Source organism: Chryseosolibacter indicum, assembly GCF_018598585.1.
GTDB lineage: Bacteria > Bacteroidota > Bacteroidia > Cytophagales > Cyclobacteriaceae > Chryseosolibacter > Chryseosolibacter indicus.
The window spans coordinates 1-13,546 of the sequence record NZ_JAHESD010000010.1; the positions used below are offsets into that span (position 1 = coordinate 1).

Annotated in this window: 15 protein-coding genes; 11 read left to right on the top strand and 4 right to left on the bottom strand. The window is 39.7% G+C overall.

Going from position 1 to position 13,546, the window contains the following annotated elements:
• Positions 1–763: DNA recombination protein RmuC (locus tag KK060_RS06435; RefSeq protein ID WP_254152881.1), on the top strand; the 763-nt coding region annotated here is incomplete at its 5' end.
• A 127-nt stretch (positions 764–890) separates the two neighbouring features.
• Here KK060_RS06435 and KK060_RS06440 read toward each other — a convergent pair.
• A complete protein-coding gene (locus tag KK060_RS06440; RefSeq protein ID WP_254152882.1) occupies positions 891–1,994 on the bottom strand; it encodes a redoxin family protein in 1,104 nt (367 codons plus the stop codon).
• Between the two features lie 398 nt (positions 1,995–2,392).
• On the opposite strand from KK060_RS06440, the gene KK060_RS06445 reads away from it, so the two are divergent.
• The gene (locus KK060_RS06445; RefSeq protein WP_254152883.1) at positions 2,393–2,767 is read left to right on the top strand and encodes a co-chaperone GroES; all 375 of its coding nucleotides are present in this window, start codon (positions 2,393–2,395) and stop codon (positions 2,765–2,767) included.
• A gap of 1 nt (position 2,768) precedes the next feature.
• Complete coding sequence (locus tag KK060_RS06450; protein WP_254152884.1) at positions 2,769–3,005, top strand: hypothetical protein; 237 nt, start codon at positions 2,769–2,771, stop codon at positions 3,003–3,005.
• A 46-nt stretch (positions 3,006–3,051) separates the two neighbouring features.
• Here the strand turns inward: KK060_RS06450 and KK060_RS06455 are convergent, their stop codons facing one another.
• On the bottom strand, positions 3,052–4,245 hold the full coding sequence (locus tag KK060_RS06455; RefSeq protein WP_254152885.1) for an acyltransferase family protein: 1,194 nt from the start codon (positions 4,243–4,245) through the stop codon (positions 3,052–3,054).
• A 203-nt stretch (positions 4,246–4,448) separates the two neighbouring features.
• Between KK060_RS06455 and KK060_RS06460 the strand changes: the two genes are divergently transcribed.
• From KK060_RS06460 to KK060_RS06470, 3 genes are all read left to right on the top strand, one after another.
• Complete coding sequence (locus KK060_RS06460; protein ID WP_254152886.1) at positions 4,449–5,912, top strand: aminopeptidase P N-terminal domain-containing protein; 1,464 nt, start codon at positions 4,449–4,451, stop codon at positions 5,910–5,912.
• Positions 5,913–6,025: 113 nt separating this feature from the next.
• Positions 6,026–6,463, top strand: a complete 438-nt coding sequence (locus KK060_RS06465) for a hypothetical protein (protein ID WP_254152887.1) — start codon at positions 6,026–6,028, stop codon at positions 6,461–6,463.
• A gap of 182 nt (positions 6,464–6,645) precedes the next feature.
• Positions 6,646–7,122 (top strand): hypothetical protein, encoded by a 477-nt coding sequence (locus KK060_RS06470; RefSeq protein WP_254152888.1) that lies wholly within the window; start codon positions 6,646–6,648, stop codon positions 7,120–7,122.
• Positions 7,123–7,151: 29 nt separating this feature from the next.
• On the opposite strand, the gene KK060_RS06475 is transcribed toward KK060_RS06470, so the two are convergent.
• The gene (locus KK060_RS06475) at positions 7,152–8,180 is read right to left on the bottom strand and encodes an MBL fold metallo-hydrolase (RefSeq protein ID WP_254152889.1); all 1,029 of its coding nucleotides are present in this window, start codon (positions 8,178–8,180) and stop codon (positions 7,152–7,154) included.
• Positions 8,181–8,310: 130 nt separating this feature from the next.
• On the opposite strand from KK060_RS06475, the gene KK060_RS06480 reads away from it, so the two are divergent.
• Positions 8,311–8,730 carry a GlcG/HbpS family heme-binding protein gene (locus tag KK060_RS06480; protein WP_254152890.1) on the top strand — a complete coding sequence of 140 codons (420 nt, stop codon included), beginning with the start codon at positions 8,311–8,313 and terminating at the stop codon, positions 8,728–8,730.
• A gap of 210 nt (positions 8,731–8,940) precedes the next feature.
• On the opposite strand, the gene KK060_RS06485 is transcribed toward KK060_RS06480, so the two are convergent.
• Entirely contained in the window at positions 8,941–9,834 is an 894-nt protein-coding gene (locus tag KK060_RS06485; RefSeq protein ID WP_254152891.1) for an XRE family transcriptional regulator, read from the bottom strand.
• A 99-nt stretch (positions 9,835–9,933) separates the two neighbouring features.
• On the opposite strand from KK060_RS06485, the gene KK060_RS06490 reads away from it, so the two are divergent.
• The 4 genes from KK060_RS06490 to KK060_RS06505 all read left to right on the top strand — a co-directional run bounded on the left by KK060_RS06490 (position 9,934) and on the right by KK060_RS06505 (position 13,534).
• A complete protein-coding gene (locus tag KK060_RS06490) occupies positions 9,934–10,170 on the top strand; it encodes a hypothetical protein (RefSeq protein ID WP_254152892.1) in 237 nt (78 codons plus the stop codon).
• Complete coding sequence (locus tag KK060_RS06495; protein ID WP_254152893.1) at positions 10,151–10,480, top strand: hypothetical protein; 330 nt, start codon at positions 10,151–10,153, stop codon at positions 10,478–10,480. The genes KK060_RS06490 and KK060_RS06495 overlap by 20 nt, the downstream gene beginning before the upstream one ends.
• A 21-nt stretch (positions 10,481–10,501) precedes the next feature.
• The gene (locus tag KK060_RS06500) at positions 10,502–12,604 is read left to right on the top strand and encodes a Mu transposase C-terminal domain-containing protein (RefSeq protein ID WP_254152894.1); all 2,103 of its coding nucleotides are present in this window, start codon (positions 10,502–10,504) and stop codon (positions 12,602–12,604) included.
• 66 nt (positions 12,605–12,670) lie between these two features.
• Positions 12,671–13,534, top strand: a complete 864-nt coding sequence (locus KK060_RS06505; RefSeq protein ID WP_254152895.1) for an AAA family ATPase — start codon at positions 12,671–12,673, stop codon at positions 13,532–13,534.
• The last annotated feature ends 12 nt before the right edge of the window (positions 13,535–13,546 follow it).

The following is a 13,546-nucleotide window of genomic DNA, read 5'->3' on the forward strand; positions in this document are numbered from 1 at the left end:
TTCTAAAACACAAGGTGCTTGGGGTGAATTCATCTTAGAGAGTATTCTTCAGAAATCAGGACTCGAAAGAGATCGCGAATATTTTATACAAGAATCTTTTACAACTGCAGAAGGAAGATTCAGACCCGATGTAATTATCCGCCTTCCTGAAAATCGCCATGTAATTATAGACTCTAAAGTGAGTTTAACTGCTTACAACACTTTTGTAAATGCATCTTCCGATGAAGAAAAAGCAGTCGCACTCAAGGGGCACTTGGTTTCCATCAGGCAACACATGCGTAGCCTAGGCGATAAAAATTACCAGAAGAATATTTCCGCCGATAACGGACTTGATTTTATCATCATGTTTATTCCTATTGAGCCTGCATATATTCTTGCTATTCAAACCGAAAAGGGGTTGTATGAAGAAGCACTTGAGAAACGTATTGTGTTTGTAAGCCCGACCCTACTTATACCCTCATTACAGCTCATCAAAAATGTTTGGAAACAGGAGTACCAGAACAGACATGTTATGGATATTGCCAACAAAGCTGGTGACTTGTACGATAAGTTTGTAGGCTTTACAGAAGACCTTATCAAACTCGGGCAGATGATGGATTCATCAAAGAAATATTATGAGGAGTCTATGAAGAAGCTCTCTATCGGAAGTGGTAACCTGGTAAGAAGAGTTGAAGAATTGAAGAAGCTTGGAGCTAAAGCCAGCAAATCTATCGACTCAAAATTACTAAGTCGTTCTGAGGACCAGGCCGATTTATTTGGATAGAATGTGATGAGTAGTTTTGCTCATCTGTCTAAGTTTCCGTTACAGACGAGTAAAATTACTTTTACAACTCAAATCAAACTTAACTAAAGGGTGAACCAACTACATCGTTATCAGCATTCCTAAGACATCAATAAATTCGTCCCAGCGACTCTGCGATTAGTTTCTTTATTTCGAGGGGCTCAATTACGCCTTGTTTACTGTAAAGGATTTTACCATCAGGAGCAATGAACATAGTGTAAGGTAACGACCCTTCCCATTTCTTATCAAGTGATTCGATAAAAGCATATCGGTCTCCATTAAGGATGTAATTCTTAGAAGATGCCTGTTTCTTCGTAAGAAAATTCAATGCGTTTTGCTTTCGCTGAAGATCGTCCAGGCTAATAGTAATTAGTTCAAACTCGCGGTTTCTGTACATCCTGTTCATGTTCACAAACTCAGGAAACTCTGCAACACAGGGGCCACACCAGGTTGCCCATACATTAATCAACCTGTAGTTTACGGTTTTATTAGCAAGAATTGCTTTGAGTTGGTCGAGTGTTAATTCATCAATATTTACCTTTTCTTTCGCAAATTCATCTGTCGCGGCATTGGCAAAGTCGCGTTTGCTGGGCCACTTTATGGAGCATCCGAAAGTTTTTGTTTTTTCAACGGTCACAGGCTTGTTTGCTAACAGTGCATCAATGGCATTTCGTGTATCGTGCACCTTCGCTGTTCCCGGTTTTTCACCATCGTCAATACGGCCCGTATAGCGGAGCTTACGATCTTTGTCAAATACAAAGGCATGAGGCGTAGCTTGGGGTCCGTATTTCATTGACACTTGTGAGTTTTCGCCATCATACAAGTATGGAAAATTAAAGGCCTTATCTTTAGCGCGAATCTTCATCTCTTCAAAGCCATCGCTTAAATCAGTATAACCCAGTTCATCAAGACGGATAGACTGCGGATCGTTGGGCGAAATGGCAACAACAGCAACACCTCTGCTTTTATAGTCCGTTACAAGTTGCTTTATTCTTTCTTCATATGCCTGAGCGGTAGGACAATGATTGCAAGTAAATATTACAACCAGCACCGAACTGCTAGAAAAATCGCTAAGTCTATGTGACTTTCCATCAACGCCCCGCAAATTAAAATCAGGAGCAGGAGAACCTATAGCAAGAGGCTGCGGATCTGCGGCAGAGGCTATGGTGGCAAGCTTAAAAACAAAGATTAACAGACTGAAAAGATATTTCATAAGCCAAGTTTTTTTAATGCGTAAGCCGAAAACTAGTTGAGTTTTTTGATCGTCAACAGTAATCGTTTGAAAATTTAATGATAATCTTTCAATAAACGTTGATCATAGTAGCATCAGAGTATCAGTACTGATTGTGTGAAATTTGACTGTTGATTCAATGATTCTTCATAAAAAAGCCCTTTTTATGAAGGTTGACAGAAGGATCGCAGAAGAATGGCAGAAGCAATACTGATGCTACTCCGGAGGTACTCTGGTACCAGAAGGAGGCGTTAAACCAAGCCTTTCCTCCATTTCAAGCTAATTTAAAGTATTAGATACGGCACACCAGCATTAATTTTTAATTCTAAATTTGCGACCCTAAAGAATGGATTCAGCTGTTACATTGTTATTGTGGTTATATGAAAATAACGTCAGATAATAAGCTTAAGAAGTTAATTGTTGTCGGAGACAGGGTTTTAATTAAGCCAACAAAACAATCCGACAAGACCGAAAGTGGGCTTTATCTTCCGCCTGGTGTACAGGAAAAAGAGAAAATTCAGAGCGGCTTTGTTATAAAAGTAGGGCCTGGATACCCTCTGCCTCTTCCCGCCGATGAAGATGACATCTGGAAAGGTAAGGAAGAACAAGTAAAGTATTTACCGCTTCAGGCACAGGAAGGAGATTTGGCAATTTTTTTACAAAAGGGAGCAATTGAAGTAGTTTATGAAGGAGAAAAATACTACATCGTTCCACAGGCATCAATTTTAATGCTTGAAAGAGAAGAGGACTTATAGAATGGCAGGACTTTCGTTTGATGTATTAAGAACGGGCAAAAAATATCGGCTTATTAATTATGGTGAGACTCATGATTTTATTGTCGAAAATATACTTGCAGATGGTGATTTTAAGGTTAAAGATCTTTTAACCCTTGAGCGATATAAGTTAAAAGAGCTTATATCATACGGAAAGGGATCGGATTTTCTTTTGGAAGAAATTTCAGAGAATGGTGAGGAGAGTAACGAAAGAGGATAATCAAGTAGACTATCCTCTTTCGTTATTTATCTCTCTTTAGTAAAATTTAGTTGGCTAATGCCTGATGAACAGGTTCGCTCTCTTTTTTCTTCAGCGGTTTCATTCCGAAAAAAATCCTCATCAGTGTAAACGGCCTTATAAGAGCAAAATAGATAAGAAGGCAACTTAGTAAAGTAAGTAAACTTACCGTCCAGAACTTTATACCTATACTCCAGGGCAATTGACACACATAGTATCCTATGACAATAATTAGTGTTTGATGCAAAATGTAGAATGGATATAAGCCTTCATTAAAATGTTTTAACCAGGGATGTGGCTTGTTTAAGTAGTGCTGACCAAAGGCAATTACAGTAATTACACAAAACCAGCTTACAAAGATTGCTGTAACATCAAAAATAGTTTCTACTGTGTTATTATCCCACGGAAGTGTTATTATTTCCCTGAAATGAAAGTACGTAATGTAAAAAGGAATAAGACTCAAAATAGTTGCTACTAACAGATAATTCCGGTGCCTGCCAATTGCTTCCCAAAGCAAGCTATTTGAATAGCACAACATGCCGAAGAGAAAGAAACAGAAGTAGAAGGTGAAGAATCCCCAATCATCAAGCAAGGCGTGAGTCTCTTCAGGAAAGTAAGGCCTTAGGATTATCTGTGTGATCAGGATAAAGATAGCCGGCACAAATAAAATAGCTACAGGATTTGATAGCGCCTTACTTATAATCCCGCGAAAGCGGAATGATTTTTCTGAACGAAGAAAAATTAAAAACGGAATGGATATTAAAGAGTATACGAAGAGGTAAGCCACAAACCACAAGTGATGCCAGCTGAAACTACCTTGAGGATAAGGAATAAATCTAAATATAGTGGGATAGAAATCTGTGTAGTTCTTATACTCGCTAATATGTTCGAAGTAGATTTGTGGGGGTACAATCACAAAAATTCCAAAAGCTAAAGGAATGAAGAGCCGCGTAAACCGCTCTTTAACAAATTGGGCTGTGATTCGCTTACCTAAAGCCATATAAGTACCTGCCCCGGAAATAAAGAGCAGCAGCGGCATGCGCCAGAAATGAAGCCAGATCATCCAGTAAGTAAAACTATTACTGGTTTCACTATTCTTAATATGCCAGTTCCAAGGGTTGAAGAGCATACCTGTGTGAAAAAATAAGAGAATAACAATTGCAATAAATCGTAACCAGGCGAGGTCGTACCTTCTTTCAATTGAATTACCTATTGGTGCCATAACTTAATTTTTCAGGCTAAAGTCGGCTTAAAGATTTGGAACAAAGATTGATTTGATAAGGTCGTCGGACGTTTTTATAAAGTCGAACGCTGAAATTACTACGGAAAACACGTTTTCCGCCTACGATACTTTTATACCGCCTAACTTAATTGACGAGAAACTTTACTGGTTTTTTATCATCTTGACGTTACATTTTAAAATGTATGAAAAACATAGCCCTATTTCTATCAATTTTATTTGCACACGCAGTTTTTGCCCAAACTGCTGATGAGCCCAAAGATTTTTTAACGAAAGAATTCCATAAGGAAAGAAGACAAAAACTCCGGGAGAAACTTCCGCCAAACTCAGTTGCCGTTTTCTTTGCAAATGCCGTGCGTAACCGCTCTAACGATGTTGATTACGTGTATCATCAGGACCCAAACTTTTTTTATTTCACAGGATATAAAGAACCTAATTCCGTTCTGCTGATTTTCAAAGACAAGCAAACAGCTAACAATGGAAAACAGTATGATGAAATCATCTTCGTTCAGCCACGGAATGAGAGAGCCGAGATGTGGACTGGAAGAAGACTTGGCGACAGCGGTGTAAAAGCAAGGTTGGGTCTTGAAAATGCTTTTAACAATAAGGAGTTCAAAAAGTACAATGTTGATTTCAGCAAGTTTGATCAGATATTGTTTATTGATTTTGAAAACGACGTTAGAAATGAGCCCTATGATTCGGCCGACCTTTACGATTTAATTGACCAGTTTAAAGCCAAAGTAAATTACCCATCAACAAAAAGCGGACTTGCTCTAAACCGCGAGCCGCAGAAGAATAACCTTAATACAACAGGTCTTGTTGATATTATGGGAAGTCTCAGAAGTATTAAAGCAAAAGAAGAACTTGACCTGATAAAGAAGGCAGTGAAAATCTCATGTGCCGGACAAGTTGAAGTAATGAAGGCAATGAAACCTGGAATGTCTGAGAGAGAGATTCAGGGTATACACGAATATGTATTTAAAAAATATCAGGCGGAAGATTTAGGTTATCCATCAATAGTTGGAGCAGGTCATAACGGATGCATTCTTCATTACATCGATAATTACAAACCTAATATTACTACAAAAGAACTAATCCTGATGGACCTTGGAGCAGAGTATCGCGGATACACTGCTGACATTACGCGAACCATACCGGTATCAGGTAAATTTTCTCCGGAACAAAAGCAGATCTATGAGCTTGTGTTAAAAGCACAGGAAGAAGCAATGAAAACATGTAAGCCAGGTACTTCCTTTGCCGAACTTACTGCGATAACAAGAACGGTAATTAATAAAGGCCTGAAAGATTTAGGTATTATTAAAAGTGAAACAGAACAACATACTTATTATCCGCATGGCTGTTGCCACCACATCGGCTTAGACGTTCATGATTGGGGGCCATATGATAAACTTCAGGAGAACATGGTTATCACTATAGAACCAGGTATCTATATTCCTGAAAATGCACCATGTGATAAAAAGTGGTGGAGCATAGCTGTAAGAATAGAAGACGATTTTCTGATTACAAAAGACGGAAATGAGCACATATCAGCATCAGCCCCGAGAAAAGTAGAAGAGATAGAAGCTACTATGAAATTGCCGAGCCCGCTGGATGATTTTATACTTCCAGATTTGGAGAAAGGAAAATAGAGATATCAAAAAAACACCTCGCACATGCGAGGTGTTTTAATTTTCAATTAACATTACACGCCCTTTTCAGCCATTCATAAAATGGCTACCTTTAAACACCCACAAATCTGCATATGAATTTTTCCGACATTCTTAATCTTTTCAAGCAAGGAAAAGCCTCTGCAAGAAGCCATATGAAAAATCTTATTGAAATGGCAGCAATAGATGGTGTTTTGGATTTGAAGGAGCACGACTTGCTATTGAAAATTGCTAAACGCAATAACATTTCAGAGGCCCAGCTTAGAGAAATACACGGCAATCCTACAAAGGTAAGTTTTAAACTTCCTGAAGACAGGCGGGAACGGTTCCATCAATTTTATGACCTTGTACACATGATGTCAATCGACAAATCAGTGCACAGTGAGGAGATGAACTTATGTAATCTTTTTGCTATAAAGTTTGGTTATGCCAGAGAGAAATCAGCAGAATTAATAACAAGCATACAGGGGAATATTTATAACAACCAATCTCATGAAGAAACATACAAGAGGTTGGAATGGATGTTAGATTAAAAAGTGATTAAATATATTTACATAATTACTCGCCGGTCACGTGTGCATAGTTTTTCGTCATTACATTTTTGCCTTTCATCTATTTTCTCCTATCAAATGAATTACTCTTTCCGTTTAATCGTTATTTAATTGTTAAAGGTTGGCAAGTGTAGATTTTAAAAGGTATTGTTACGGATTGTTTTATGCGTAGAAAGAGTAAGGAAAGGGATACGGGCAGAGCTCAGAAGCTAGAGTTTATTGGAAACTATGAACATGACTCTGTTGTAATTGGGAATCATGGTAATTCCTCAGTAGAAATTGATGGAGTTTTCAATATCTCCGGAATAATCTACTCCCCTAAGTATACAGTCACAATGACTATATCCGGTAAAGGTACTGCTACATTCAGAGGTGTGTGTGCGAAAATTATTATCAATAATATAAGCGATGATTGCACACTTGACTTACGTGATTTGAGCTGCAAGGAAATAGCGGTTTATGCTGCTAAAGGAAAAGCTAAAATTATTACCGGAAAAGTACGTGCTGTTGTTGAAGCAAGTCTAAAGGACGACGCCATTCTATATACAACTGAAAATCCTTTGATCTTTAACGCATTGATGGCTGGAAACGCTAAGATCACATCTTATGATGAACCTGTTGAAAAAAAGATGTCTGTGTAATATGTACACAAACACCTTTTAAATTAAAATCATCTGCTTGTTAATTGTACTGAAGTTTTTGACAGATCCGCCAACTTACCTGTTGTTCCTTCCTGTGGCTTTTCTTTTTTCTTTGTCTGTTGAAATATCAAAACAGCGATAGAAGCTATTGCAAGTGTAACCCCAATAACTTTAACTACTGCTGATAGTTTATCAGTATTTGATGGAGGTAGAAATACCACCCCTTGCTCATTTGTGACGGCAGGTTCATTTACATATCTACCTTCTGCTGGTATTGCAAGATCATCAAAATGAGTTGAAAGTTTTGATAACTCAGTCTTCAATTCTTCCCCAGACATGGGTTTACCATGCCCTGTTGCTGCAATTTCTGGTTTTAATGCTTCCAGCTTTATTACAGATTGTTTTGCAGAGGCCCAGTTACAAGTAAGATACTTCGGCGGCCCTGACAGGTTTTTAGTACCTGAAAGCGCCTCGATAGCAGATTCAGCCTTGGTTGTAACGAATGCATCTCCGGCAATCAACACTTTATCACTTTCTCTGAATAAGCTGATATGACCAGGAGAATGACCAGGTGTATGCACATACCGCCATTCTGTTAAACCAGGTACGGTGCCATTGTCAGGAAGCTTATGAAGATGTTCAGCAATATTTACAGGACCTGTTGGATACGCCCACGACATCAGAGACATCATACCTCCTCCAACGGATGGGTCTGCTGGCGGATAAGAAGACTTTCCATTCAAATATGGAAACTCGAGGTAATGTGCGTATACAGGAACATTCCATTCTTTTATTAAAGGAGCAACTGCTCCAATATGATCGAAATGTCCGTGTGTTAAAATAATTGCAACAGGCTTTGTGCCTTCACCAAAGAGCTCTTTAGCCATTGCCTTTATTTTTGGTGCAGACCATTTTAAACCCGCGTCTACCAATGCCCAATTACCAGTGGCCTGATCCTGTATGAAATAAAGGTTAACAAAAATCTCTTTCCGTCCCCAAACACCAGGGGCTACAGTAAACAGCTGTGAGGTATAATTTTCAAGTGTTTCTACATTCATATTTATAAGGTGTTTTTAGTTTGAGGCGATGAATAATAAAAACGTGCCGTTAACTAAATTTAATATGGCCGCAAGAAAGTATCGTTTATTATCGCTTACTTTTTAACTTACTGTATTAAACCTTTAGAATATGTTTTTACAAGAAAAAGTTAGTTCGCAGGAGGCAATTAAAATGCTCGGTCATTCAATAGTAGAAGCAGGTAAAATTAACAAGCACATTGCTATTGCAGTTGCCGGACCTGAAGGAGAGTTAATTGCATTTCTACGAATGGATGGAGCAAGTCCTGCTGCTGCTGTTATAGCGCAGAACAAAGCATACACCGCAGCGAGAGATCGTAAATCAACAAAGCAGATGGGTGAATTCATGAATCAGAATAGCAGGCCACCTGCGTTCTGGGGCGACCCTGGCATTACAGGCTTTGGTGGTGGCGTGCCAATTATACAGGATGGAAAAGTAATAGGAGGTATTGGCATCAGTGGCTTATCTGAAGAAGAAGACGAGAGAATAGCGTATGCTGCCATTGCATCAGTGTATGGCAACAAGGTATAATTAATCCTATATTGTGATCAGCTGTCTACAGAAGCGTGATTGTGCTGTTACTCGGAAACAATATTGAAAACTTTCAATCTGCAAATATAAGGGGGTTAAAACTAAACGTACATAGTAAGCAATAAAAAAAGTGCGATTTTTGCACAGGAAGGCGGTTTTTGATAAAGTGCCAAAAAACAAAACGTACAAGCAGGGTTAATTTTGGTTCAATTACCTTACCGCTTTTCGTTGGCTATCTTCCAAAAGGGTTAATCGGGCCTCAAGATCAATAAGCTTATTATACATCTCTCCTGGGGCGCGCATTTGGCGCGTAAACTTCGCTACAGCATACCAAACTTCAAGCACTTCTTCTACGCCTATTACAATTGGAGGGTATTCGCGCGGGTCTTTCTGGTTATCAGAATTCAGAATCAATTTACCATCACTTACAGCGCGGTTTAAGACCCTTTTAATCAATAGTCCATCGTGCTTTGTGATGATGATATGCACCCGATCATTACGAATTTGGCTTAAATTCTCAACAAATCGGCCTATCACTATATCGGAATCGTCGAAGGTTGGAATCATGCTGTGACCTTCAATTTCGAACATGCGGAAGGTAGCATTTTGAAGCCCTGGGAAGTTATAAGTAGGAAGTGTTGAGATGAATTCAGGATCGTGGTAGCCTGTTAAGTACCCTGCCTTCGCCTTTGCTGGCACAAATGCAATGTTTTCTCTCCCTTGGCGGTCAACTGTAACAACATAAGGTGTTCTGCTTTCCATTGCCATCATGGTCTCATTAACCTGACTTGGAAATTTATTTTCATCAGAATAGTACTTTTTACCTATTAGGCTTGCACTTGGGCTTGCATTTGGGCTTGCATTTTCCTGTTTTTTTTGATCAGCAATTTTTTCGATTAGGCTTGCATCGGCACTCAATAAAACATCGATTGATACGCCAAGCGCATTCGAAAAATTTACGAGTGTATCTAAACTTGGCTCGGTTTTACCGACTTCATAATTAGAAAGTGTAGATGCGGTAATTCCTACCAAAACCGCTAATTCTTCTTGTTTTAGCTGTTTTTTAGCTCTTAATATCTTCAGGTTGCTGGCAAAGTTTGACATACACGAAAATTAATTCGAAGTTTCTTTGATTAGAATCGTAATTTTTACGATCATTGTATTGTTCATTTGAAATGAACTAAAAACGAAGGTATAAAAACAATGGGAAAAACTACGAGGAGGTACAAAAAGCGGGATCATGTCGCCGCCACAGTAGCCAGAATACACGGGGTTTCTTACCGGTATGTCCAAATGGTTCGTGATGGCGAGCGCGAAGATGAGGAGATCACAGCGACCCTAGTAGACTACACACAAGGCGAACGAGAGTTGATTGAAAGCCTTCAAAGGTCAATTGTAAAGCACGCAAACTATCTACACAATGGTCGTAAAAAGAACTAAGTCGGGGAAGTTTACGATAGGTGTAGGCTACACCGAGAGGATGAACATCTTCGAAGCCCTAATAAGCTTTTTCGAAACGCACGGTAATGCGTCAAAGCTTCAGACTGAGAAAGAAGTAATGATTCATCTTCAGTTCTCAGTGCTACATGGTATGTTATGTCGCCTAGACTTTAATACTCACAATACATGCGCAAAAAAATGGAATGTGTCGCGTGCTGAGGCAGTTGCCTTAATGTGGTTGCTACGGAACTACGACCATGATAGTGCCCTGCTTCAAATTAAGTCGGAAATCCATAAACAACTTTCATAAAACTTCAAATCCCCCACGAATATGAAGCTTTTAGACAACATACTATATATAGAGTGGCATGAGGCGATTGATAGTGGTATATCGAAAGGTACACTGGATGCCGCACGGAATAGGAAATCACCTTCATGGCTTTTTATTGATGATCCTGAAGATAGACGAAGTGTACTTATCGGCTTTGAGAAACTTAAGGATGAATATAAGCGTAAGATTGAAGCACGGTTTGGCAACCCTTACGAGTTTATTGCAAAGCAACCTATCCGCAAACTTGTAAAGTGGGATGATAAGGCAGAAGAATTCTTCCTAGCCTATCGCTATGATGAGAACAAGAAGCTTCCTATTGAGACTGTGAAGAAGTATACCGTTGCGGCTAACTGGCTCAACATGCTGAAGGAAGTCAACAACGACAAGAAGCAAATCAAGAAACTTCTTAACCTGCAAATCGAGCAGTTCTATGATAAGGTTATTGAGATCATTAAAGCGAAGGATATACTCGATCAATTAGACGAAGTAAAAGCCAAGTTAGAAGTTGCAGGGGCGTCGGAAGTTGGAATTCTCCAGAACCAACTTGCACACTTGAAAAACATTTACCTGAAAGAAAAGATTGATCTTCCTACTTCTTATCGCCGGCTTGTCGTGAACCAGGACAGCGCACTTAAGAAGTACTTGCGCGACGGTTATGCATCTATTATCGATTGGCGTTTTGGAAACAAGCTAGCAGCGAAAATAAAAGATGAAGTGAGTGAAGCTGTGTTGCTTGAAATGCTTGCGCATCACAACCAGTATGATGATGTATTTATTACGATGCAGTATAACCGTTGGGCTAAAGAACACGGCTATAAAGCGATTGACGAAAGCACCGTTGGTGTTTGGAGGCGTAAGCGCGAAGATGAAATTATCATGTTCCGTGAAGGCAACGCAGCCTTAAAGAGTAAAGTACTTCGAGTAGTGAAGGGCACCAGGCCAACTGCTCCGCTCTATTTAGTTGAGAGTGATGATAACGTAATCGATTTGTATTTCATTGATGCCGAAGAAGAAAATCACGGCAAGAAATATACGAAACGTTATGTGTCAATAGTAGTAACTGACAGCTTCAATGACTATGTTCTTGGCTATGCTTACGCTGTTGCAGGAACACTTGACGATGGTGGAACAATAGCACTTATACATGCTGCATATCTAAATGCCATGTATTATATAAGGAGTATTACAGGATCATGGTTCCTTCCGCATGAAGTAAAAACTGATAATTGGGGTATTGCCACACTTGAGCCTTACTATCGGTCTATAGCTAACTACGTTAAGACACCAGTAGGTTCAAAGAACAGAGGTTACATAGAAAACTTTTTTGGTTCACCTCACTGGAAGCGTTGCCTGAAGATTGGTGCAAATAACTATACGGGTAACAACATCACAGCAAAGAATCGCGGCGTAAATGATGAAATGGTAAAGGCTTTCAAGAAGGAAAGACCACTAATAGGGACAGAAGCAGAAGCGCAACTTGAAAACTTCTTTCACCGCCTTAGATACTTGCCGCAGAGCAATGGCATAAGCAAACATCAGCAATGGCTTGAAGCCTGGAATGCATTGCCGGATACGCAAAAGCGATTGATGAATGACGAAAAATTCCTGCTGACGTTCGGAATAAACCACCTCCCTAAAAGTGGTGAGCTTCCCCGCCTTACAAACCGTGGGCTTGATATTCAGATCGGGAATCAAAGATACAGCTATGATATTCTTGGCGGTACGCCACTAGAACACCTTAACAAAAAGGTACATGTATACTACGATCCTTACGATCTGAGCAGGGTACTGATAACCGACAAAGAACAAGTGCGATTAATTGGTGTTGATGCTCAACGCTCACCACGTGCGTTGCATGATCATGTTGAAGGAAGTCGCACCTACCTAAATGCACTCCTAGCAGAGAAACAGAACACTGTTAATCAGATAGCTGAAAAATCTGAGAGGCGTAAAAAGACACTTGCGCTTTCCGGGATTGACGCTGAAAGCCTGCTTAATGATGGCGTAATGGTGAAGCAGTTGAAACGTGATGCAGAGCAAAAAGTACTATCGCAGCTAATTGACGGCCCGGTAAACGACGACGACTTGTACGATCAAATGTAAAATAAAAAAAGCGCCCCGAGCCGCAGCAACGGCCCAGGGCTAGATAACAATCAACACTACAAAGCTATGACAGATTCACAGAAAAAAGAAATTCAAATGTTGCTCAAGACCTACATTGAGCAGTATCCATCACAATCTAAAGCTATTGCGTCGCTTAAAAATGTAAGTGAAGCAACGGTTATAAACATACGGAAGGGTATCTGGGAAAGTATCAGTGATGATATGTGGCGAAATGTAGGTAAGCAGATAGGCTTTTCAGCAAAAGGCACCTGGAAGATGGTTGAGACCGTTGACTTTAAAACTATCGTGCATTACATGGAAGATGCACAGGAATACAGCAACGTGTTTGCCATGATCGTACCTAGTGGTGGTGGAAAGACATTTACCGCGAGATGGTTTCAGGCAAACAGGCAGAATGTCTATCATATTGAATGTTCTGAATACTTTAACCGCAAGGAGTTCTTACGCAAGATACTTGAGGCAATGGGAAAAGAGAACGTTGGGCTGAATGTATCAGAAATGATGGAAATGATTGTTTCTATATTAATGAGACAAGAGAACCCACTTCTCATTCTTGATGAAGTTGATAAGCTGCCCGATCCTGTTCTTTACTTCTTCATAACAATCTACAACAAGCTTTATGGAAAGTGTGGCATTGTGATGATGGCTACTGAATTTCTAAACAAGCGCATCATGCGCGGACGCAGGATGAACAAGAAGGGCTATGCTGAAATATTCAGCCGAATAGGTCGAAAATTCATATCTGTAAGAGGAACAACCAAAGAAGAAGTAGCGGAAATCTGCAAAGCAAATGGAGTGTCAGATGCGCAGATAATACACTCTATATATAATGAGTACGAAGGAGACCTCAGAAGGGTGGAAAGAGGTGTACATAAGGCCAAAGTGCGAAAACTAAAGAAGGCGGCTTAAATACCGCGCTCA

Excerpts from the sequence above, each read along its gene's own strand:
- KK060_RS06450 (WP_254152884.1), top strand. The coding sequence starts at position 2,769 with ATGGCAGGACTTTCGTTTGATGTATTAAGAACGGGCAAAAAATATCGG.
- KK060_RS06460 (WP_254152886.1), top strand. The coding sequence starts at position 4,449 with ATGAAAAACATAGCCCTATTTCTATCAATTTTATTTGCACACGCAGTT.
- KK060_RS06490 (WP_254152892.1), top strand. The coding sequence starts at position 9,934 with ATGGGAAAAACTACGAGGAGGTACAAAAAGCGGGATCATGTCGCCGCC.
- KK060_RS06455 (WP_254152885.1), bottom strand. The coding sequence starts at position 4,245 with ATGGCACCAATAGGTAATTCAATTGAAAGAAGGTACGACCTCGCCTGG.
- KK060_RS06495 (WP_254152893.1), top strand. The coding sequence starts at position 10,151 with ATGGTCGTAAAAAGAACTAAGTCGGGGAAGTTTACGATAGGTGTAGGC.
- KK060_RS06445 (WP_254152883.1), top strand. The coding sequence starts at position 2,393 with ATGAAAATAACGTCAGATAATAAGCTTAAGAAGTTAATTGTTGTCGGA.
- KK060_RS06505 (WP_254152895.1), top strand. The coding sequence starts at position 12,671 with ATGACAGATTCACAGAAAAAAGAAATTCAAATGTTGCTCAAGACCTAC.
- KK060_RS06475 (WP_254152889.1), bottom strand. The coding sequence starts at position 8,180 with ATGAATGTAGAAACACTTGAAAATTATACCTCACAGCTGTTTACTGTA.
- KK060_RS06485 (WP_254152891.1), bottom strand. The coding sequence starts at position 9,834 with ATGTCAAACTTTGCCAGCAACCTGAAGATATTAAGAGCTAAAAAACAG.
- KK060_RS06465 (WP_254152887.1), top strand. The coding sequence starts at position 6,026 with ATGAATTTTTCCGACATTCTTAATCTTTTCAAGCAAGGAAAAGCCTCT.
- KK060_RS06480 (WP_254152890.1), top strand. The coding sequence starts at position 8,311 with ATGTTTTTACAAGAAAAAGTTAGTTCGCAGGAGGCAATTAAAATGCTC.
- KK060_RS06470 (WP_254152888.1), top strand. The coding sequence starts at position 6,646 with ATGCGTAGAAAGAGTAAGGAAAGGGATACGGGCAGAGCTCAGAAGCTA.
- KK060_RS06500 (WP_254152894.1), top strand. The coding sequence starts at position 10,502 with ATGAAGCTTTTAGACAACATACTATATATAGAGTGGCATGAGGCGATT.
- KK060_RS06440 (WP_254152882.1), bottom strand. The coding sequence starts at position 1,994 with ATGAAATATCTTTTCAGTCTGTTAATCTTTGTTTTTAAGCTTGCCACC.